The sequence below is a fragment of the Alteromonas sp. D210916BOD_24 genome (assembly GCF_047159385.1).
Classification (GTDB): domain Bacteria; phylum Pseudomonadota; class Gammaproteobacteria; order Enterobacterales; family Alteromonadaceae; genus Alteromonas.
Genome location: NZ_AP038333.1, coordinates 2,468,316 through 2,488,740, shown reverse-complemented (window position 1 = coordinate 2,488,740; position 20,425 = coordinate 2,468,316). Strand labels below are relative to the sequence as shown.

The following is a 20,425-nucleotide window of genomic DNA, read 5'->3' as shown; positions in this document are numbered from 1 at the left end:
TATTCGCGAGGTCGAATCGACCTCGCTTTTTATGTTTGTCGTTAGCGCCTCTTACTTATTGTTCTGCGTTTATAAGAGCCATTTCAATTTAGTTCAGCTTTTTGAGCATTGGGCCTGCAGGCCTATTTTGCGATAAGAAGGCTTCCGTGTAGATCAAAACTTGAACAGCAAAGATCAACAGGCTCTAGAACACCGTAAGGGCAATTAACCAGATGGTATAAATAATGGCATAAGGGGCAATGGCGATAAGTGCCGCTTTTTGTCGTGAAAATGACGTCCACTGTGAAATGCCTACCATTGCCAGATAAATGCCCCAAAATAATTCCAGACGAATAGCTTGGGTAAAGGCAAACCAGGGTGAATCGATGGGTATACTTAATAAGAAGCTCAATGAGGTAGGCGCCAGAATTGCGGGTGTTACCTGATGATCACCCCAAAACAGGAGTAAGGCGACACCAATTAAGCCCGTGATCACATAAGGCATTGATAGCCACCATGAAAAGCCATACCAATCGGTAAAGCCAAATACGTGGCTATCGTCAGAACGAGTCGCAAGGTTTAAATACACCGCGTAGATAGCATTGACGATTATCAGCACAAAGAACGCACCAATAAGCTGAGACCACATCAAGGTATCGCGCTGGAAGAAGGCTCTCATTTGATCTTCTTCTGCTGGGCTCATATCGCCTTGCGCAGCAATATTCATGTTAGCAAGCCACTCAATATCTACAAAGCTTACATAGAGGTACTGGGAAGCGAGGGTAATACCCATCACCAAGAAGAAAGGCATCCAACTCCAATTATTGTTTTCGCCCACAGCGCGAAAAACGCCATTAGGTTTAAAAAAGATGTCGTTACAAGCTTGAAATGGGTTTGATACAGTGTGCATCCAATGCTCCTTATTTCGGATTATTTAGGGCCTGTTGGCTTTGCTGTACACCAAAAATCAACAAGCATTAGTAGGTTACTGATGGGGAAAACTGATGTACAGCACAACTTATTGATCCAGCATTTTTTTTGTAAAAATCTGTGTAAGTAATTTGTATCAAGTTGAAACAAAAGGAAGCAATGCTTCCTTTTGTTTACGGGAATAAAACGCAGACTCTGCTATAGATAGGTGATATTGAGCAAACTCAATACGATGGTGCTATACATAACCGAGATCGGCAGACCTACCTTAATAAAATGAGCAAAACGATAGTTCGCGGCGTTGTAAACCAGTAGATTGGTTTGGTAACCGAAGGGCGAAATAAAGCTGGCACTAGCAGCAAAGGCAACCGCTAATGCAAAGGGCATTAACGGCGCCCCAACAATTTGTACCAGTCCATAGGCAAATGGGAACATCAATGCGGCTGCTGCATTGTTTGTGACGAATTCAGTAAGGATTAAGGTAAGTAAGTAAATCACTACTAACGCCACAAACCAGTCAGTTCCGGAAAGCCATGGCATCAAAACATGAGTAGTGACGTTTATCACCCCCGAGTTTTCAAGAGCCGTTGCTAAGCTTAATGCACCCACAATGACCACTATAAGATTCAGTGGCAGATTGCGCTTCATCTCGCCATTTGAGGTAACGCGCACACCGATTAACACCGCGGCAAGAAAAAGCAGGCCAATTGCCAAAGATATTATGTCGGCCGCAGCTAGCAGCACGGTAGTTAGAAAGCCACCCAGCGTTATCCATTCTTGTCGATTGGTCAGTGGGCGCGTAATTTTCTGCTCAGACAAAATAAAAAAGTTTTTACTGAGGTTTTGTCGAGTAACGAAATCAGGACCAGTCGCAAGTAGCAGAAAATCACCCGCTTGTAATTTTATCTCTCCCAGTTTACCTGATAACTGCTCCCCGTCCCGGCGAATAGCCACTACTGCAGCGTCAAATAACGCCCTGAAACCTAAGTTTTTGATTGTCTGGCCGATAATTTGTGCTCTGTTAGAAATCACCACTTCAGTGAGGCTTTCCCGCAATACGCCGTCAATTTCAGCAAACATACTCAGGCCTTTTATATGGCTGAGGTTGTCCAGCTTCTGTACGTTACCGGAAAAAATGAGTTTATCGTTTTCCAAAATGACCAGATCAGGCCCCACAGGTGAAATCAAATTTCCTTTGCGTACCACTTCCACTAAAAATAATTCAGGTAAATTACGCAAGTGATTTTGCTCGACAGTTTTGCCGATAAGTTCAGAGCCTGGCTCCACTTCCGCTTCAACCATGTATTCGCGGTAGTTGTTATTCTTGCTGCCAATATGAGGTAACAGCGGTAACAACAAAAACATCAATACACCACAGCTAATACCTGCAACGGCACCATAAAGGGTGAAATCGAAGAAGTTAAAACCTGGGTGACCGTGTTCTTGTAAAAAACTGTCCACAATCAGGTTAGTGGATGTGCCAATAAGGGTGACGGTTCCCCCTAAAATAGCGGCGTAGGAGAGGGGGATCAATAACCGCGATGCGCTATGATATTGGTTCTGTTTAATCGGGCCAATTAAACTGGCCACAATGGCAGTGTTGTTTAACAGCGCAGATGACACAAAGGTCAATGAAAAAAGACGCCAATAGGATTGAGCAAAGTTGGCGTTTACTAACTTTCGCCCAAGTCGTTTTATCAACGCAGTTTTGTCGATGGCACTGCTCACCAAAAGCAGCAAAACAAGGGTGATTAACCCCTTGTTGGTTAAATTGTGCAGAATATCATCTAGCGATATTTGCTGAGTAACCAGTAAGGCTAACACCGCGCCCGAAAACACGGTGGAAGGGCGCTGATTGGTAAAGATCAGCGCACATATCGTACCGACAAATACTGCCAGTACGATGAACTGGGTCACATCCATATAAGTCCAGTCCTACTTATAATTTACTGATGTCCACTGCGTTCCAGTGGGGGAAGTGCTTGCGTACCAGTGCGTTAAATTCAAGCTCAAACTCTGAGAAATTTGGCGTTGAATGCTGCGCGTCGCTAGCTATCTCATCAATGATCATACCCGCGCCAACAGTACCATTAGTCAATCGGTCGATGACGATAAACGAACCCGTTGGTCGATTGCGCTTGTAGGGGTCGCATGCTACTGGTTGGGTAAATTTCACATCTACCACACCAATTTCGTTGAGATTCAAGTGCATGGCATCGGTCTCTTCTAGAGTGTTCACATCAATTTGGTTATCAATGTGAGCAACCACCCCAGGCGTCGACTTGGTGGCAAACTTGAACAGGTACTGTTTGTTTGGCATCAATGGTTCTTCAGACATCCACACTAAGTGTGTTTTAAACTGTGTCGACAACAAAGGAAGGTTATCCGATTTGACAATCATATCGCCACGGGAAATATCGATTTCATCTTCTAAGGTTAACGTTACCGCTTGTGGTACATACGCACGCTCTAGCTCACCTTCGAACGTGACAATTTGCTTCACTTTTGACTTTTTACCCGACGGCAAAGCAGTAATTTCATCCCCAGGGGCAATTTGGCCTGAAACTACGGTACCGGCAAACCCGCGGAAATCGAGGTTAGGGCGGTTAACATATTGGACGGGGAAGCGAAAATCTTCGTGATTGTCGTCTTCACCAATTTCAATATTCTCCAGCATTTCCATCAATGGCACGCCGTCAAACCATGGCGTTTTCTCGCTTTTACCAACCACATTGTCCCCTTCAAGGGCAGAAATGGGTACAAACTGTATGTCAGGAATGTCTAATTGTTCAGCAAATTTCAGATAGTCTTGTTGAATTTGCCGGTAAACACTTTCTGAATAGTCCATTAAATCCATTTTGTTGATCGCGACGATAACGTGCTTGATACCCAATAGCGAAACAAGGAACGAATGGCGCTTGGTTTGTACTTTCACTCCACCACGGGCGTCGACCAAAATAATCGCAAGATCACAGGTTGAAGCGCCTGTTACCATATTACGGGTGTATTGTTCATGTCCTGGGGTGTCGGCAATAATGAATTTGCGCTTATCGGTAGAAAAGTAACGGTATGCGACATCAATGGTGATCCCTTGCTCACGCTCAGATTGAAGACCATCGACGAGCAAAGCCAGGTCGACTTTTTCGCCGGTGGTGCCCATTTTTTTACTGTCTTTGGTGATGGCGGCAAGCTGATCTTCATAAATCATTTTCGAATCATGAAGCAAACGACCAATTAGCGTACTTTTACCGTCATCCACACTGCCACAGGTAAGGAAACGCAGCATGTCTTTCTTTTCGTGTTGTTCTAGGTAAGACAGAATGTCCTGTCTCAATAATTCGTTTTCGTTATTCATGTTAAGCGCTCACAAGGAAAAAGGGGTTTAACACAGACTCTTTTTGGTTGTAAGTAAGAGCATCAGCGTTATTATCAAGAGGATTATCAGGGTCTAGAACTGTCACTTTTGCACCTGCAGCCAGTGCTACAGCATGCGCAGCGCCAGTATCCCACTCTGAAGTGGGGCCCAATCGAGGGTAAAGGTGAGCTTCACCTTCGGCCACTAAACACAATTTAAGTGAACTTCCCATTGCGACTAATTCAGTATCGCCTTTAAGTTGTGCAAGCAGGTTTTGAATTTCTGGGCTTTGGTGTGAGCGGCTGCCCACCACTTTCCACACTTCATTACCACTGTGCTTGCGCGCTGAGATGGCGGTAAACTCACCATCGACTTCTGTCCAGGCACCTTCGCCTACTATACCTACATAGCTTTTATTTAGGGCAGGAGCATACACTACGCCCATGGTAGGTTGACCGTTTTCAATTAGCGCAATATTTACCGTAAATTCGCCATTTTTCTTGATGAACTCTTTGGTGCCATCGAGAGGGTCGACCAGCCAGTACGCCTGCCAGGATTTGCGCTCTTCCCAGGCAATATCGGCAGACTCCTCAGACAAAATTGGCAGGTCTGACTCTGCTTCAAGCGCCTTTACAATGACATTGTGGGCAGCAAGGTCAGCTTCGGTGAGTGGGCTGGTATCTTGTTTTTCATAAATGGCGAAGTCTTTCTCGTAGATCGCCATAATTTTATCGCCCGCTGCTTTGGCGATACGAAGCACATTTTGTGCTAATGAATTAATAGGTAGTGTCATTACACCAGTCCCTTTTCTTGAAGCAGTGCATACAAGCGCTCTGCTGTTTGCTCTGCGGGTTCATCCTGATAGGTTAAGTGTATTTCTGGTGCACTCGGGGCTTCATAGGCTGAGTCTATGCCAGTGAAATCTTTGATCTCACCACTTCGCGCCTTTTTGTATAGCCCTTTAGGATCGCGCTTTTCGCACACCTCAAGAGGGGTATCGATAAAGACTTCGACAAATTCGCCCGCTTCTAGCAAATTGCGGCAGTAATCCCGGTCCGCTTTAAAGGGGGAGATAAAAGCCGTGAGAACAATGGTTCCTGCATCTACAAAAAGCTTCGCAACTTCACTAATTCGACGAATATTTTCAACGCGGTCTTTGTCGCTGAAGCCCAAATCGCCGCAAAGCCCATGACGAATATTATCGCCATCGAGTAAATAGGTATGCTTGTTTTGCTCATGCAGTTTTTTTTCAAGCAAATTGGCCAGGGTCGATTTACCAGAACCACTAAGACCGGTTAACCAAAATACCCGAGGGCGTTGATTTAACTTTGTGGAACGGGTGGATTTGTTTACCTCGTGCTTGTGCCAAACAACGTTGTCGGTGGCCATTAGAAGTATCCTTCCATTTTCTTCTTCTCCATCGAACCCGCACTGTCGTGATCAATCACGCGGCCTTGTCGTTCAGACGTCTTGGTCAGAAGCATTTCCTGGATAACTTCAGGTAATGTCGCCGCTTCTGATTCCACCGCACCAGTTAATGGATAGCAGCCAAGTGTGCGGAAGCGTACAGAACGCATTTCTGGTACCTCGCCTTCTTTAAGCGGCATGCGATCATCATCCACCATGATAAGTATACCGTCACGCTCAACCACAGGGCGCGGTTTGGACAGATAAAGCTGAGGAATATCGATGTTTTCTAAATAAATATATTGCCAGATATCAAGCTCAGTCCAGTTCGACATGGGGAATACGCGGATACTCTCGCCTTTGTTGATTTGCGAGTTATAGATATTCCACAGTTCTGGGCGCTGATTTTTGGGGTCCCAGCGATGGTTGCTATCGCGGAAAGAATACACGCGCTCTTTTGCTCGAGATTTTTCTTCGTCACGGCGCGCGCCACCGAAAGCGGCATCAAATTTATATTTATTTAGTGCTTGCTTGAGCGCTTGAGTTTTCATGATATCAGTGTGTTTCGCTGAGCCATGGCTAAATGGGCCAACACCAGCATCTACACCTTCTTCATTAATGTGTACCAGTAAGTCAAAGCCATGCTTTTTGGCTTGCTCATCACGGAATTTGATCATTTCACCAAATTTCCACGTGGTGTCGACGTGCAAAAGCGGGAAGGGAATTTTACCTGGCGCAAATGCTTTGCGCGCTAAGTGAAGCAATACAGAAGAGTCCTTTCCTACAGAGTACAGCATTACCGGGTTTTCAAACTCGGCAGCAACTTCACGGAAAATGTGGATACTCTCGGCTTCGAGTTGTTTTAGATGCGTTATTGACGGGATACTAGCAGTCATAGTGAAGTCCGAAATTTATTTCATATACAAAAAAGTTATATGTGGGTTATTTTTCTGCATAGAACGATAACACATTTAATTTCAAAAGTAGTATGCGATTTTGCTATTTAAAATAGCGAACTTATTCCAAGCAATAAAAGTGACACAAAAGTCAGCAGAGGAAGGGGATAACTCGCCACAAAAAAGCCCAGACAGGTTATTTTACCTTGCCTGGACTTTTTGTGAGAACGCGAATGCGGTGTTAGCGCTCGTTTAGTTTAGCTTGAAAGGCATCGAAGGTTTCTCTTACACCTTCTCGAGGGGCGCCTGACTTACTTAAAATCATTATGGTTAAGCTAGATAGAATAAAACCAGGCACAATTTCGTACATCCAGTCGCTCAGCTTTTGACCACCGATTTCAACTGGCAGGTATATCCACAATAATACTGTTACTGCGCCAACCACCATACCACCTAACGCGGCGCGACGTGTCATCTCTCGCTTAAATAAGCTAAACAACACGAGGGGGCCAAATGCCGCACCAAATCCAGCCCAGGCATTACTGACCAATGTCAAAATGGTACTGTCTCTGTCGTAGGCTAAATAGATTGCCACCAAAGCGACTACTACCACACTGACGCGACCAGCAATCACCAGCTCAGTGTCAGATGCATCTCGGCGAATGAAAGCCTGATAAAAGTCGCTGGTAAGGGAGCTTGATGTCACCAAGAGCTGAGATGAAATTGTACTCATGATAGCGGCCAGAATAGCCGCGAGTAAAAAGCCGCCCACCAGTGGGTGAAAGAGTATCTGAGAAAGGTAAATGAATACAGTTTCGGGATCGATCTGATTGTCGTTTCCTGTCACATAGGCCAAGCCAAATAAGCCAGTCATCAATGCGCCGATAATCGATACAATCATCCAACTCATACCAATATTACGGGCAGTTGGAATATCTTTTACTGAGCGGATAGCCATAAAACGCACGATAATGTGAGGTTGACCAAAGTAGCCTAATCCCCACGACATGAGAGAGATAATGCCAATAATGGTAAGGGTTTGATTGGTCGATGCGTCCATAAACGCATCGAATAAAGCGGGATTAATATTTTCAAGTGCGTCAATGGAAGCACCTATCCCACCTAACTCACTGACAACAACAGTAGGTACCATTACCAGCGAGATAAACATAATACAGCCTTGCACAAAGTCGGTCATACTGACCGCCATAAAGCCGCCGACTAATGTATAAGCCACAACGACCCCAGCGGTAACGTACAACCCCATTTCATAAGAAAGACCAAAAGAGGTTTCAAAAAGCTTACCGCCAGCTACCACACCGGAAGAGGTATAAAGCGTAAAGAAGATAACGATTACGACTGAGGCGATCACTCGCAGTAAGCGAGAGTTATCCGCAAAGCGGTTTTCAAAATAATCAGGTAGGGTAATTGAATTATTGGCGACTTCTGTGAATACGCGTAGCCTTGGCGCAACCAGCATGTAATTGGCCAGCGCTCCCAACGTCAAGCCAACAGCAATCCAACCTGCGGATAAACCTGAAACATACATTGCGCCAGGTAAACCCATTAGCATCCAACCGCTCATATCCGACGCACCAGCTGACAATGCCGTTACAGCGGGACCCAGTTGACGGCCGCCGAGCATGTAGCCTTCCACGTTGGTATCAGTTTGCCGGTATGCGAATAAGCCTATGCCTAACATTACCGCAAAATACAAACCCAACGAGATTATCGTGCCTGTAGCCATATATATTCCCTATGTTTTTTTGTTTCATGCTAACACCTATGACGTAGACACTCTATGTCTGTCATCGACCTTGCATACTTTCTATACGATATTGTGTAAAAAAAGTTTTGCGGCAATGTGAAGTGACGTTGTGTCTAATAATTCTGGGCGGAAAATACACTGAAAAAAAGCAAAACAAAGGTTTCCTAACAAGGCGACAAACTGCCAGTTTCTACCCTGGAACGGCCTTTCTTTTTAGCGTTGTAAAGAAGCGTATCGCAAGCGCTGATGATTGAATCCAAGTTACTTCCGCCGTTGACTTTCAATACACCTGATGAAAAAGACACGGTAAATCTCTCATCGGTATGACGCCAAAGGCGTTGTGAAGCAAGGGTGTGATTTAATTCGTCTAGGATAATTTTGACTTCACGTTCAGTTGAATCAGTAAAATAAACGAGAAACTCTTCACCGCCATATCGACACAGTTTGTCAGATTTGCGAATACGATTGCGAATAATTTCACTGAAAGTCACCAGTACTTCATCTCCCACCAGGTGGCCGAATCGATCATTTATATTTTTAAAATGGTCAATATCTATCATTGCTACACAAGAAGCTCGGTCTTTTTTCAGGGCATTTTTTAAACGCTTCATCATTGCGCGGCGGGTTAATGCCCCTGTGAGTGAGTCAAATTCTGCCAGCGAGTCACTTTGTCGTTTGGCCAGCCATAGCCAGATAGCAACAAGAGCGAAAATCAAGGATATTAACGCCAGTATGGTGGACTTCAAGTTATCTTTGTCGTTTGAAAGGCCGCGCTTGGCATCTCGCAGTTCGACAAGCTCTTTTTGGCGATATTGAGACAAAGCAATGTCTTTTGCGATTCTATGAGAGGTTATTTGTTTTGCTAACGCGAATTGCTCAGCATTTTTTTCTATCCGGATCTGTTCATACTGTTTGTAATGCAAAAAGGCTTGGTGCTGATCACCTATAATGTCATAGAGTCGCGACAGTTCTCTCTCCCTACGCAGAAGTATGTCCTTTTTAAATCCGGACTCTACTAACTTGACTTCTACTGCGTCTATATATTGTGCAACTGCGTGCTCAAAGGCTGTTTCATTATTATTGACCGCGTGATAGAGCGCCTGTGTATACGACGTCATTTCTCGGGTTCGGCGTTCATCCTCGGGCAAAGTGAGCGCCTGTATTTGTTGATAAATGTCTTCTACCGCCTGTCGATAGTGTAAAGGACGTTGAAGCGCATAAATACGTATGCGTTGCATGAGCGTCAGATACATTTCATGGGCGGAGTGACGCGTCGATACAACCTCTACCGCCGTCTCTGAAAGTGCTAACGCTTCTTCAAACTTACTTTGATATAACAGCGCGTCTACTGCAGTAAAATACGCCCAGGTTGTTGTGATATCGACGTCTTCTTGAAGCGCTAACATTTTCATGGCGTGCTCGTATGCCTTACTCGGCACGGAGAGCTCTAAATATGCCTTTCTTAACCAATCGTGAGCGATGATGTCAGATAAGTAGTTTTCCATTGTTCTGATATTGCTTCGTTTGGGTAAAAAAGGCAGTGCGTATTCTATTTCATCAATGGCCAGAATAGGGCTGCCTACGGTGAGTTCCATCGCTAACCAGATACTGGCGATAGCCGTAGCCTGATGATCACCGCTGGCAAGTAATTCTGTTTTAAGTGCGTGTAGGTCTGGAACCGTTACCACCAATCTATCGTGAGAGCCTTCAAATTCATTTGAGCCCCGCGCAAACAGGTAATAGGCTTTTGCCGCTGCATATAAGCTTAGGTTGCGTTTTTTTAGCTCAGCCCAATCAGAGGGAAGCAGTGGATGCTTAACATAAATTGGCAGTCTCTCTTCAGCGGTATCATTCGCCGTCGCGGTTGCAACAAGGTGCCTAAAAATCACCCCAATACGGGAATCGTCTTCTTGGAATCCTGACGCCGCTAGCATGGCCTTTATTTGGTTATTGGATATCTCGCTAGGCGCATTCCAGTGAAAAATTGCGGTGGCTGTTATGTGACTGTATGTATTGATTTTTTGAACACCTACTACTGGCGTAGGAGCTTCGCTTGCCTGCAAGGCAAGTGAACTGGCCAGCGTTAGCCATATTATTCCGAAAACACGCAATTTGGTGCTCATTTTAAACGTGCCCTCTATACTGCAGAACAGCTGAATCTGATTTTATGATCGGGAGGGATAGTAGCCTAAAGTATAAGGCGAATGACAGGGGTTTTTATCACAAATGTGCAACATATCGGTCTAACTTATATCGTGCAGAGCAGTGGGGAGCATTACCCAGAGGGGTTATGGCGTTAAAATCTACGGTTGTAATAATTGACAATATAATGCCAGCAGCCGTTATTGCGGCTGCTGGCTGGCAACGTCATACTGCAAATTGTATGCGTTCTTTTACTGCCTCTTTCAGTGCGCTTAAATCAGTACCCTTGTCGCCGACAATCATAATATTAGCCTGGTTGAATTGTATACTTTCACCGTGGTAATGGCTGTCTGCGAATTCCTGCGGCACTGCTATATCGTTGCGTTGCGGTAAGATAAAAACAGACATCTTTCCCTGAGGGGTTTCCACAATAAGGTGTAGGCTTCTCACTGTGCTCAAATGACAGTAATTAGCCACTTCTACGCCATCGAGCATTTGATTAAAGCTGGCACCAAAACTCGCCAGCTTTGCGTTAACCATATTGAGATCAACAGGTAATAGTGTATGGGCTTTTTCCCTATCCGCGTATTGCACATGTGCTAATGCCTGACCGCCGATACTCAGCGGTTGGTGATACCACATGGTGGCACTGATGCCTAGGGTAAATGCCAGTGATGCCGCTAGTGCTAAATACCATCTGTGTTTGCGTTTGTGACGTGTAAACTCATCGGCAGATTGCTGCCAAATCAATTTATTTGCCAGATCATCAGGCACGTCTACTTTTAACGCCTGCTTAAGCTGCTTATCAAGTTGTTTTTGCTCTTGCCAGAAAATACGCTTGCGTTCGTCATTCTTTGCCGCTTCGACAACGTCACTGTCAGTCGTTTCTGGATCGGCGTAAACGCGACGTCTAAACTCTAACTCATCCATTTATACGACCTCTCTGCTGATATTGCTTTTCCAGTGCGTCTTTAAGTTGATTCCGCGCTCTAAATAAACGGGTCATCACGGTATTTTTATTGAGCGATAATTGTTGCGCTATTTCTTCTCCGCTAAATCCAAAGATGAGTTGTAAAATTAGCGGCTCGCGATACTCAACACTTAATCCTCCTATCAATCGTTGTAATTCTCGTTCCTTTATATCGCCTTCTATTTGCTGGCTTTCATCGTGAATAGTCACATCGTCGATGTCGACAGTGTCGAATTGTTTGCGTTCAAAACGGCGTGCATTTTCTCTGCGCAATATAGTAATTAGCCATGCTTTGGCCGCTTTCTCGTCATTTAACGCATCAAGGGAGCGCCAAGCGCGTAAGAAGGTTTCTTGCACTATATCCTCAGCAATGCTTCGGTCTTTCACAAGCCAAAATGCATAGCGGTATATGTCAGCGTGAAACGCTTTTACCAGCGCTTCATATCTTTGGTGTTTTGCTTTCATAACCGATAAGACCTGAGCGCTATCAGTTTTATTTCGCACAAACATAAAAAAGTCCAAAAATAATCTCTTTTCCACTATGGCATAAAAAACGCGTCAATCGCTATGCGAGAGACGCGTTATTATGCCTGCGCAGTTAAGCGCGTTTATTCAACTGTGTTACGCACCTTTTTGTGTGTCAATCCAGTTGTTAATATTTTCTTCAAGGATTGAAAGCGGAACTGGGCCGTATTTAAGTATTTCGTCGTGGAAGCCTTTCCAATCAAAATCGTCGCCCAGCGTCGTCATGGCTTTCTCTCTGAGTTCCATAATTTTGATTTTGCCAATCATGTACGCAGTGGCTTGACCCGGCATAGCAATGTAACGTTCTATCGCTTTTTGCGCGTCATATTGAGGATTAGGTGTATTTTCCACTAGGTAGTTTACCGCTTCTTCTCGTGACCACTTTTTGGCGTGAATGCCTGTGTCTACCACGAGACGACACGCGCGCCACAATTCCATGGCAAGGCGACCAAAGTCAGAATAGGGGTCTTTATAAAAGCCCATATCTTTTGCCAACTCTTCGGTATACAAACCCCAGCCTTCAGTATAGGCAGTGAAGCTTAAGAATTTTTGGAATTGAGGTACGCCTTCTAGCTCCTGAGCAATAGCACGTTGCATATGGTGACCTGGGATGCCCTCGTGATAAGCCAGTGCTTCAAGCTGATAAGTAGGCATGGCTTTCATATCATAAAGGTTAGCGTAGTAAATTCCAGGGCGACTGCCGTCTTGCGCCGGGCTTTGATAAAATGCCTTACCTGCAGATTGCTCTCTAAATGCCTCTACCCGTTTAACAACAATAGGGGCTTTGGGAAGAATACCGAAATACTCAGGGATCGCTTCTCGCATATCATCGATAGCTTTTGTCGCATCACTTAGGTACTGCTGGCGACCTTCATCCGTCGATGGTAAGTAGAATTGATCGTCTTCTCGCATAAATACGAAGAAATCTTTGAGGGTACCCTTAAAGCTAACTTGTTCCATAATGCCTCGCATTGCAGTGTGAATGCGTTCAACATTTTCTAAACCAATCTGGTGGACTTCGTCTGCTGTTAAATCTGTAGTGGTGAACCAGTTAAGGCGATTTTGATACCATTTGTCACCTTCAGGTAAACGCCACACGCCGTCACCTTCTGGTGTGACATCGCGCTGATGGGCAAGGGCGGCGATGAATTTTTCATACGCTGGCATTACCGACGTTACGAGGGCTGCCTTGGCCTCTCCGAGAAGGGTGTTTTTTTCTGCTTCATCGATGTCCAGTTTCGCTACCTTGTTGTGGAAATCTTCCCACAGTGTCGATGGTGTATCGCTGGTATCAAATGGCGCACCGGTGATGACATTTCGAGAGGCATCTATCATTTGATCATAGGCCCAAGCCGGAGGGAAAACGCCGACTTTTTCGCGAATTTCCATTTGCTCGATAACCTGATCGAAATAGCTGCTTACCTTGTCCAATCGACCAATGTAAGCTTGAGCGTCTTCTTTACTCTTAACACTATGAATGTTGATTAAGAAGCTGGGAACTTGCGTGTGGGCAGCGCGAAATTGATGAACAATATACCTGTGATGACGAAATGCATCGTTCGCAAGATCTCTCTCAATGCCGAGTTTGTATAGGCGCAAACTCAATTTTTCTTGATCATTGAGTTTTGACGTGTCGAAACTTTCGAGGGTTTCTAATCGATTTTTAGCAATGGTGACTGCTTCGTCAGCTGCTTTGTCGCTGATATCGTCCCACTTGTCATAATCCCATTTTTTACCCAGATAGCTCTGGAAAAGCGGAGAGCGTTTTAAATCTTCTTCAAAACTGCGCTCAAAAAAAGCACTGAGCCTTTCAGACTCAGTTTGGCCGGCATGTTGTGCGGCTTCTGTGGGAGCATTGTTAGTCTGTGTCTCGTTAGCCGGAGAGCAAGCCGAGAGCGTGGCGATAGCCAGCGCGATGGGGGTAATGCGAGTAATGAGCTGTTTCATAAAGGTTCCCTGTACATTGGTTGCGTTTATTTGTCGCAATAATTTTTTATTGTTATCGTGTGGTATATAACCCGTTCAATCAGCCTGTTTCAATTATCCTGCGTTTTATCACGCAGGATATAAGTTAGATAGCGTATTTGGGTCGTGCTTATTTGATGTTAATTGAACTTGACGCTTTTCTTTTGCAGCCTTAATCAAAGCATTGATAGCTTCATTGATTTGCGCTGATGTGGCTTTACCTTGTTGGGCTGCCGGGGAAAAACGCAGTGACTGTAATGTATCAATATGGGATTTCATAGCAACCCGTAAGCTACCATTATTCTGCTTACCGTATGGCGAGCCCGCCTTTTCACATGTCGCGATCCATTGGTTAAACGCCACTTCTACTGCTTTGACATCATGTGATTTAGCCGCCTTCAACAGGTGTTTAAAGGCGTCCTGCTCGCTAGTATGCGATGGTGTGCTGGCTTGCCGGTGGTGGGACGAATACGCCATACCTTGTGAAGCGAGAACATGCTTGAGTTTTCTGCGAGTTGTCCACCAGGCTATTGCGGTAATAATCCATAAACAGGTTAGTACCCCAGTGGCTATCAGTGACCCTGTTACCAGCGCTTTGGACGCGCCTACTACAGGAAGGTTTTCATCCTTTTTATCTGACGATGTTGGTGAAATAGGCGCCAACTGTGGTTCAGATTTCATTGTCGTGTTTGTCTCGCCACTCGGAATAGCTTGTGAACCACTGCCTTGCCCTTGTTGATTGTTAGGTGGTAATACAGTGATAGAGCGAGCAGGGATAGTGGCGTACTCAGTCTTTTCGGTTAGGGTATTGAACCAAGGTATGGTGATTTCAGGGAGCACGAATGAACCCGCCTCGGTGGGGATGATAGCAAGCGACGTTTGTCGCTGAGAAATTAAATGCTGATCCTTTTCTACCGTGGTGGTGTTAGATTGATCTGGATACAACTTAAAGTTTGGAGGATAAAATTCAGGGATCTCGGGTAATTGCTCTTCAACTACACCAAGTGCTGTGAGCGTTATTATTCGCGTGACTGGCTCACCCGCGATAAAGTTATCACCTTGAGGCCATTCTTCATCCACTCTTACCATTTCAGAAGGTAACCACGGATAACCTATTCCTTGTGGAATAGGTTTAATCGTTACCGTAATGTCTGGTCCAACGCGGTTGACTTGTTGGGTTCTATTGAAAAAACCAAACCGTTGATTGGTGTTAGGTGCCATCACTTCCCCAGAAAATATTGGGCCGCGAAGGGTGAATTCCCCGGAAGCTTGAGGCACAACGGCAAACTGACGTTCAATAATTTGGTAACGTTTTCCGTTAACGATGTCGGTGTATTGTTTATCATCACCCAGTTGAGTAATTTCAGCGTTTTGCATTTCGGGCGCTTGTAGACTGCCGCGTTCAATGTTGCTCGATAGATACAATTTAACCGTGTATAGAAGCTGTTGATTTAAATAGGCCTCTTTTAAATCGATATCGGTGGTAACAAAATAATCCCGAGCAACCGACGTTTGTTCTTGTACCGGGATCACCTTGACTTGAATAGGCTGGGTACGCTTACCTTCAATGGTTAATGCCGGAATAGTAAAATTCCCTTCTTTACGGGGGAACAGTGTCGTTGTCCACACTGTAGTGCGTTTGGTATCGAAGTTAACGATTGAGGTTTGACTGCTAACCGACGTTCTTCCCACTACAAAGTCTTTCAACAACGGCGAGCTATCGAATGCATCGCGTTCGGCACTTCCGTCGGCTGTTATCGTTAGCCTTATAGCTTCGTCGAGCATAACGGGGTTTCTATCTATCGTGGCTTCTACAGAATTAATGTCGGCTTGGGCCACAGTGCCGAACAAAGTAAATATATAAACAATTAAAATTGTAGATATTGAAGCAAGTTTCATCTACCAATCACTCCGGTTTGAAGGCATGCGCTGACGTTGTCTTTTTTGGGCTTCTAACTGCATTTTGCGTTTGAGCAAGAAAGCTGGGTCGTCTGGAACACGTCGCATTAAGCTTTCCATGCGTTGTAGCTCTTCTTTTTCAGCATCAGAGAGTTCTCCCTGTTGAGCCTGCAACGCCCCACTTTGACTTTCATTTTCAGATTTTTTATCTGAAGGTTGTTCGCCCTGATTTACGTCATCCTGACTAGGCGCTTGCTCTTGCTGTTCCTCATTTTTCTGTTGCCCATTATTTTGTTGTTCATCTTCATCATCTTGCTCATTCGCAGATGATGGGTCTTGTTGTTGAGACGGATCCTGTTGTGAACCATTGTCATCATTTTGGCTAGACTCAGCGTTACTATCGTCACTTTGCTCGTTCTGACCCTGTGCGCTGTCGTTTTGACCTTGTTGATCCTGAGAAGGATCGCTTTGACCATTTTCGTTATCTTGTTGTTGGTCATTAGACTGTGAATTGTCCTGATTTTGCTGATTGTCTTGCTGTTGCTTGAGCAATTCTTCGAGTAGTGCTTTGTTGGCAATAGCGTCTTCCATCTCGGGCGCAAGTGCCAATGCGTCATTGTACTTATCGATGGCGTCTTGTAATTTGCCCAGTTTCGCCAGTGCATTACCCTGATTGTATAAACTATCGGCACCAGGAATTTGCTCAAATGCGTTAAGCGCACTTTCGTAATCGCCAGATTTATACAATGAGGATGCCTGCCAATCAGGATCATTGAATCCTTGGGCAGCTTGTTCAAACTTTTGCTGCTCGAAATCGGACAACGCTTCTTGGTTATCATTGAGAAAAGGCGTTTGCCACCACGATAACGACGAAGTCGACGATGGAGTAGAAGAAACGCCATCGCGCTTTGGCAATTGCTGTGCACTAACGGGTTGGACACAAAGCGGGGAAACAACGCCTATTAACACTATCCAGATTAATCCTCGTTTAAATGCAAATGCGGCAAATGGCAAAAGTACCAACAGTATATAGGGACCCGCTTCTTTCCATTGATCTCCCTGAGCGTTGCTTTGCTCGTCCTGTTCACTGTCTTTGGCTTGCGCCGAGCGTTCGGCTAAGGAGAGGGAGGCAAGCGCATTGATATCGCTGTCGTTAGCAGTAAAGGATTCATATTTTCCCCCACTTACTTTAACTATACCTTTCACTACAGAATCGTTTAATTTAGGCACAACGATACTGCCACTGGTGTCCTTAAGTAACTCACCATTGATTTGCCTGATGGGCGCACCTTGACTGGTGCCTACTGTCAGTGCATTGACCTTAAAAGGTAAGGACGAAACATAAGATTGCAATTCGGCTTGTTGTGAAAACTCAATGCCATCGGTAATCCAGTAGATCATACCCGTATTGTAGCCAGCGTTGGTGAGCAGTGCTTCGGCAGTTTGCAGGCCCAATAAGGGGTCGCTTCCGGGGACAGGCATGATTTCCGGAGACAAACTGGGAATTAACGCGGTGATATTATTTGCATCCTCGGTTAAAGGACTGATAACAAATGCATCACCGGCGTAAGCGACTAACCCCATTTCACCTTCACCAATAGCGTTTACTAAATCTATCGCTTTGTATTTGGCCCGGGTGAGCCTGTCCGGTGTCATATCTGTCGCCCGCATTGACAATGACATATCCAAAACAATGACATGGCCCATTTTAATTTGATATACGGGTTGAGGAAGCCTTTCCCACGTAGGGCCTGCAAGGGCAATGACACTTAGCGCCCACGCTAAGCCTAATAACCATAAGGGGGGGCGTTTTCCCTTTTCCATCTTGCCCATTATCATATGCTGATAGAGATGAGACGGGATAACCGATTGCCAACCCGACTGCTTAGTAGCGCCATATTTTAACCATACAATGAGCAATATTAATGGCAGCAGCGCCCAAAACCACTCAGGTCGTATAAAGTGAAACTCGTTTAAAAACGGATTAGTCGATAGGGCTGAAAAGTCCATTAGTGACTTACCTCAGTTTCGATAACTTGCCTGCTATGTGTAATGCGACGTACAAAGCGAACTACGAGCGAAACCAGAGCCCACAAGGTGCTCAAAGCCAAGGCAAGGCTTAATGGAAGATGGAAAAGTGCCGTAAGCGGGCGCATTTTACGCGTTTCACCCTCAATGGGTTCAAGGGCATCCAGTTGCTGATAAATAGCTTGTAACTCCTGCGCATTTCGCGCTCTGAAGTACTGTCCTCCTGTAGAGGTTGCTATATCGGTCAACATGTCTTCATCCAATTCTTGGGATGGGTTAATCTGACGACTGCCAAAAAAACTCTGAATGAGCATTTTGTCAGCGCCCACACCGATAGTATATACCTTGACCCCTTTGCTTATGGCGAGCTCCTTCGCTTGCTCAGGAGTGATGTTCCCAGCCGTGTTTTGCCCGTCAGTCAGCAAAATAAGCACGTTATTTGATTCGTCCCGTTGGTCAAATCGTTTGACGGCGAGTCCAATGGCGTCACCAATCGCGGTTTGTTCGCCTACCAAACCAATAACCGCTTCACTTAGCAATGTTGACACCGTGTCTCTGTCATACGTTAAAGGTGCTTGTACATAAGCTGTATCGGCAAATAATATTAACCCTAACCTATCGCCTACACGCCGCTGTATAAAGTCATAAACCACTGATTTCGTCATAGCAAGACGATTGACCTGGCGTCCATTTAATTGCATATCATCAATTTTCATACTGCCTGAAAGGTCTACTGCTAACATCATTTCTCTGCCTTCATTGGGTATGCTAATGGGCTCTCCCAGCCATTGAGGCCGTGCTGCGGCCACCACCAGCAAAATCCAGATAAGGCTACTCAAAATTAGCGGAAGTTTTGCTGAAGCAGTACGCTGCTCTCCCGCAGCTTCGCCAGGCCTGAGTGCAGGGACTCGAAGGGCAACCATCGGACTTGTCGTTGTCTTAGGCGACAACAGTCGAACTAAAAAGGGTAACGGTAATATGAAAAATACCCACCACCAGGCAAATTCAAGCATGGGTAATCTCCCTTTGTTCTTGATGTTTGCTGGACGAAGGCGTAGATCCCGAACTGGGAACGGCACTTTTAGCATCATAGTGTTTTGGGAATTGTGCCTTCTTAAGCCACAGTTGGACGCTGTGCATACACTGGGCAAAATCGTCTCTGTTGGGGGTTGGACGATAGGTATTGTGTTGAAGTAAACGCAGCCCTTTTTCGACCTGGTCAATGTCTTTTTTCAACCGCGAAGAAAGAAAAGACACCCAGGCTTCGGCGTGCAAATGGGCGACGTCTTGATGCGGAAAATAGCTAAGTGCTGTGCGCTTAACCAGGGTGTTAATGGCAACGGGCCAGTCTTTTTGATCCACACTAATACCGGTTAACTGGGCTAACGCCTGTTTTCGTGGTTTGTTGAATCGCACGTAATGACGTATGGTGCGATAACTCCACACCACGACTATCAGCACAACAATGGCTAGGCACCACCATCCCCAATCCAAGGGCCAGATACTGACCGCTTCAGGGACGTGAATATCCCGCAATTGGGCGAGGGGATCCTGTTGTGTGCTATTACCTAAAGAGGGGAGACCTTGCGTCTGCATTATATGACCTCTCTTTGCATACTTTGAAGTTGATCATCCAGTGGCATACCTGCTGATACCCAATATCGGGATATGCCGTTCTGTCTGAGCGTGTCGTTTATGTATTGGTGTTGTTGATTGCGCCATTGGCGATATTCATGCTGTTCCTTGTTATCTCCTAACATCCATTGCTGCTGTGTATAGCCATCTGAAACGGCAACAGCCTGCGGTGTGGCAAGTACAGGAAGATCGTGCTCTAAAGGGTCGTTTATGACAATGGCTCTTACCTCACAATGGCGGGTAAGGTGATTAAGGTGACCAATGGACTGGCTGCTTAGATGCTGAAAGTCAGACACTAAATACACGAGACTGCCGGGTCGAGCTAATCGTCTGGCGCGCGCGCAAGCCTCAGTAAACGCTTGTTCATCTTGTGCTTTGCTCGCCTGTCGCTGTTCACTGGTTTGATGTAACGCCATTAGTTCGTGACAGACTCTTAGCACCGCCTTTTTACGTGTGAGTGGTTTAATTTCACTGTGATGGTGTTGAGTGAAAATTAACGCGCCCACTTTATCGCCTCGGGCAGCGGCCGACCAGCTTATAAGTGAGCAGACATGGGCAGCTTGTACCGCTTTTGTTAAAAGCTGAGTGCCAAAAGCCATTGAAGGCAGGTAATCGCAAAACAAAAAGACAGGACGTTCCCGTTCTTCGCGATACACTTTTGTATGGGTTTTTCCCGTGCGCGCAGTCACCCGCCAATCGATGGCGCGGATATCGTCGCCAGGCTGGTAGTGACGGGCTTCGTCGAACTCCATGCCACGGCCCTTGTGCTTAGTAAGATAGCTACCCGCCAGTCGAGCTTGAGGAGGCCGTTTTGGCGCGAGGTTAAATAACCTTGCCAGTTGTTGGTATCTCAACAGCTCAGCGGTAGAAAGCGTTACCCCATTGCTCAGCAGCTTTTGAAGCTGCGCTTGAACATTTGTCATAAC

At 45.5% G+C, this 20,425-nt stretch carries 16 protein-coding genes; all 16 read right to left on the bottom strand.

What is annotated here, in order from left to right; genetic code table 11:
- Positions 1 to 184: 184 nt before the first annotated feature.
- Positions 185 to 889, bottom strand: a complete 705-nt coding sequence (locus tag ACMCM8_RS10860) for a YIP1 family protein (protein WP_412722644.1) — start codon at positions 887 to 889, stop codon at positions 185 to 187.
- Positions 890 to 1,107: 218 nt separating this feature from the next.
- Entirely contained in the window at positions 1,108 to 2,832 is a 1,725-nt protein-coding gene (locus ACMCM8_RS10855) for an SLC13 family permease (RefSeq protein WP_412722643.1), read from the bottom strand.
- Between the two features lie 16 nt (positions 2,833 to 2,848).
- Positions 2,849 to 4,264: a sulfate adenylyltransferase subunit CysN gene (gene cysN / locus ACMCM8_RS10850; RefSeq protein ID WP_412722642.1), complete on the bottom strand. Its 1,416-nt coding sequence runs from the start codon at positions 4,262 to 4,264 to the stop codon at positions 2,849 to 2,851.
- A gap of 1 nt (position 4,265) precedes the next feature.
- Positions 4,266 to 5,057, bottom strand: a complete 792-nt coding sequence (gene cysQ, locus ACMCM8_RS10845; RefSeq protein ID WP_412722641.1) for a 3'(2'),5'-bisphosphate nucleotidase CysQ — start codon at positions 5,055 to 5,057, stop codon at positions 4,266 to 4,268.
- Complete coding sequence (gene cysC, locus ACMCM8_RS10840) at positions 5,057 to 5,653, bottom strand: adenylyl-sulfate kinase (protein WP_412722640.1); 597 nt, start codon at positions 5,651 to 5,653, stop codon at positions 5,057 to 5,059. Before cysC ends, cysQ begins: the two co-directional genes overlap by 1 nt.
- Complete coding sequence (gene cysD, locus ACMCM8_RS10835) at positions 5,653 to 6,567, bottom strand: sulfate adenylyltransferase subunit CysD (protein WP_412722639.1); 915 nt, start codon at positions 6,565 to 6,567, stop codon at positions 5,653 to 5,655. Before cysD ends, cysC begins: the two co-directional genes overlap by 1 nt.
- A 241-nt stretch (positions 6,568 to 6,808) precedes the next feature.
- Complete coding sequence (gene putP / locus ACMCM8_RS10830) at positions 6,809 to 8,314, bottom strand: sodium/proline symporter PutP (RefSeq protein ID WP_412722638.1); 1,506 nt, start codon at positions 8,312 to 8,314, stop codon at positions 6,809 to 6,811.
- A 185-nt stretch (positions 8,315 to 8,499) separates the two neighbouring features.
- Positions 8,500 to 10,458: a GGDEF domain-containing protein gene (locus tag ACMCM8_RS10825; RefSeq protein ID WP_412722637.1), complete on the bottom strand. Its 1,959-nt coding sequence runs from the start codon at positions 10,456 to 10,458 to the stop codon at positions 8,500 to 8,502.
- A 244-nt stretch (positions 10,459 to 10,702) separates the two neighbouring features.
- Positions 10,703 to 11,407, bottom strand: a complete 705-nt coding sequence (locus ACMCM8_RS10820; RefSeq protein WP_412722636.1) for a DUF3379 family protein — start codon at positions 11,405 to 11,407, stop codon at positions 10,703 to 10,705.
- Positions 11,400 to 11,957, bottom strand: a complete 558-nt coding sequence (locus tag ACMCM8_RS10815; RefSeq protein ID WP_412722635.1) for a sigma-70 family RNA polymerase sigma factor — start codon at positions 11,955 to 11,957, stop codon at positions 11,400 to 11,402. The genes ACMCM8_RS10820 and ACMCM8_RS10815 overlap by 8 nt, the downstream gene beginning before the upstream one ends.
- A gap of 111 nt (positions 11,958 to 12,068) precedes the next feature.
- Positions 12,069 to 13,919, bottom strand: coding sequence for a DUF885 domain-containing protein (locus tag ACMCM8_RS10810; RefSeq protein ID WP_412722634.1), 1,851 nt, complete (start codon positions 13,917 to 13,919; stop codon positions 12,069 to 12,071).
- Between the two features lie 108 nt (positions 13,920 to 14,027).
- Positions 14,028 to 15,836 carry a BatD family protein gene (locus ACMCM8_RS10805; protein WP_412722633.1) on the bottom strand — a complete coding sequence of 603 codons (1,809 nt, stop codon included), beginning with the start codon at positions 15,834 to 15,836 and terminating at the stop codon, positions 14,028 to 14,030.
- Positions 15,837 to 17,846, bottom strand: a complete 2,010-nt coding sequence (locus ACMCM8_RS10800) for a vWA domain-containing protein (RefSeq protein ID WP_412722632.1) — start codon at positions 17,844 to 17,846, stop codon at positions 15,837 to 15,839. It lies immediately after the preceding gene.
- Positions 17,846 to 18,877 carry a vWA domain-containing protein gene (locus ACMCM8_RS10795; protein WP_412722631.1) on the bottom strand — a complete coding sequence of 344 codons (1,032 nt, stop codon included), beginning with the start codon at positions 18,875 to 18,877 and terminating at the stop codon, positions 17,846 to 17,848. Before ACMCM8_RS10795 ends, ACMCM8_RS10800 begins: the two co-directional genes overlap by 1 nt.
- Positions 18,870 to 19,460, bottom strand: coding sequence for a DUF4381 domain-containing protein (locus tag ACMCM8_RS10790; RefSeq protein ID WP_412722630.1), 591 nt, complete (start codon positions 19,458 to 19,460; stop codon positions 18,870 to 18,872). Before ACMCM8_RS10790 ends, ACMCM8_RS10795 begins: the two co-directional genes overlap by 8 nt.
- Positions 19,460 to 20,422 (bottom strand): DUF58 domain-containing protein, encoded by a 963-nt coding sequence (locus ACMCM8_RS10785; RefSeq protein WP_412722629.1) that lies wholly within the window; start codon positions 20,420 to 20,422, stop codon positions 19,460 to 19,462. The genes ACMCM8_RS10790 and ACMCM8_RS10785 overlap by 1 nt, the downstream gene beginning before the upstream one ends.
- Positions 20,423 to 20,425 lie beyond the last annotated feature (3 nt).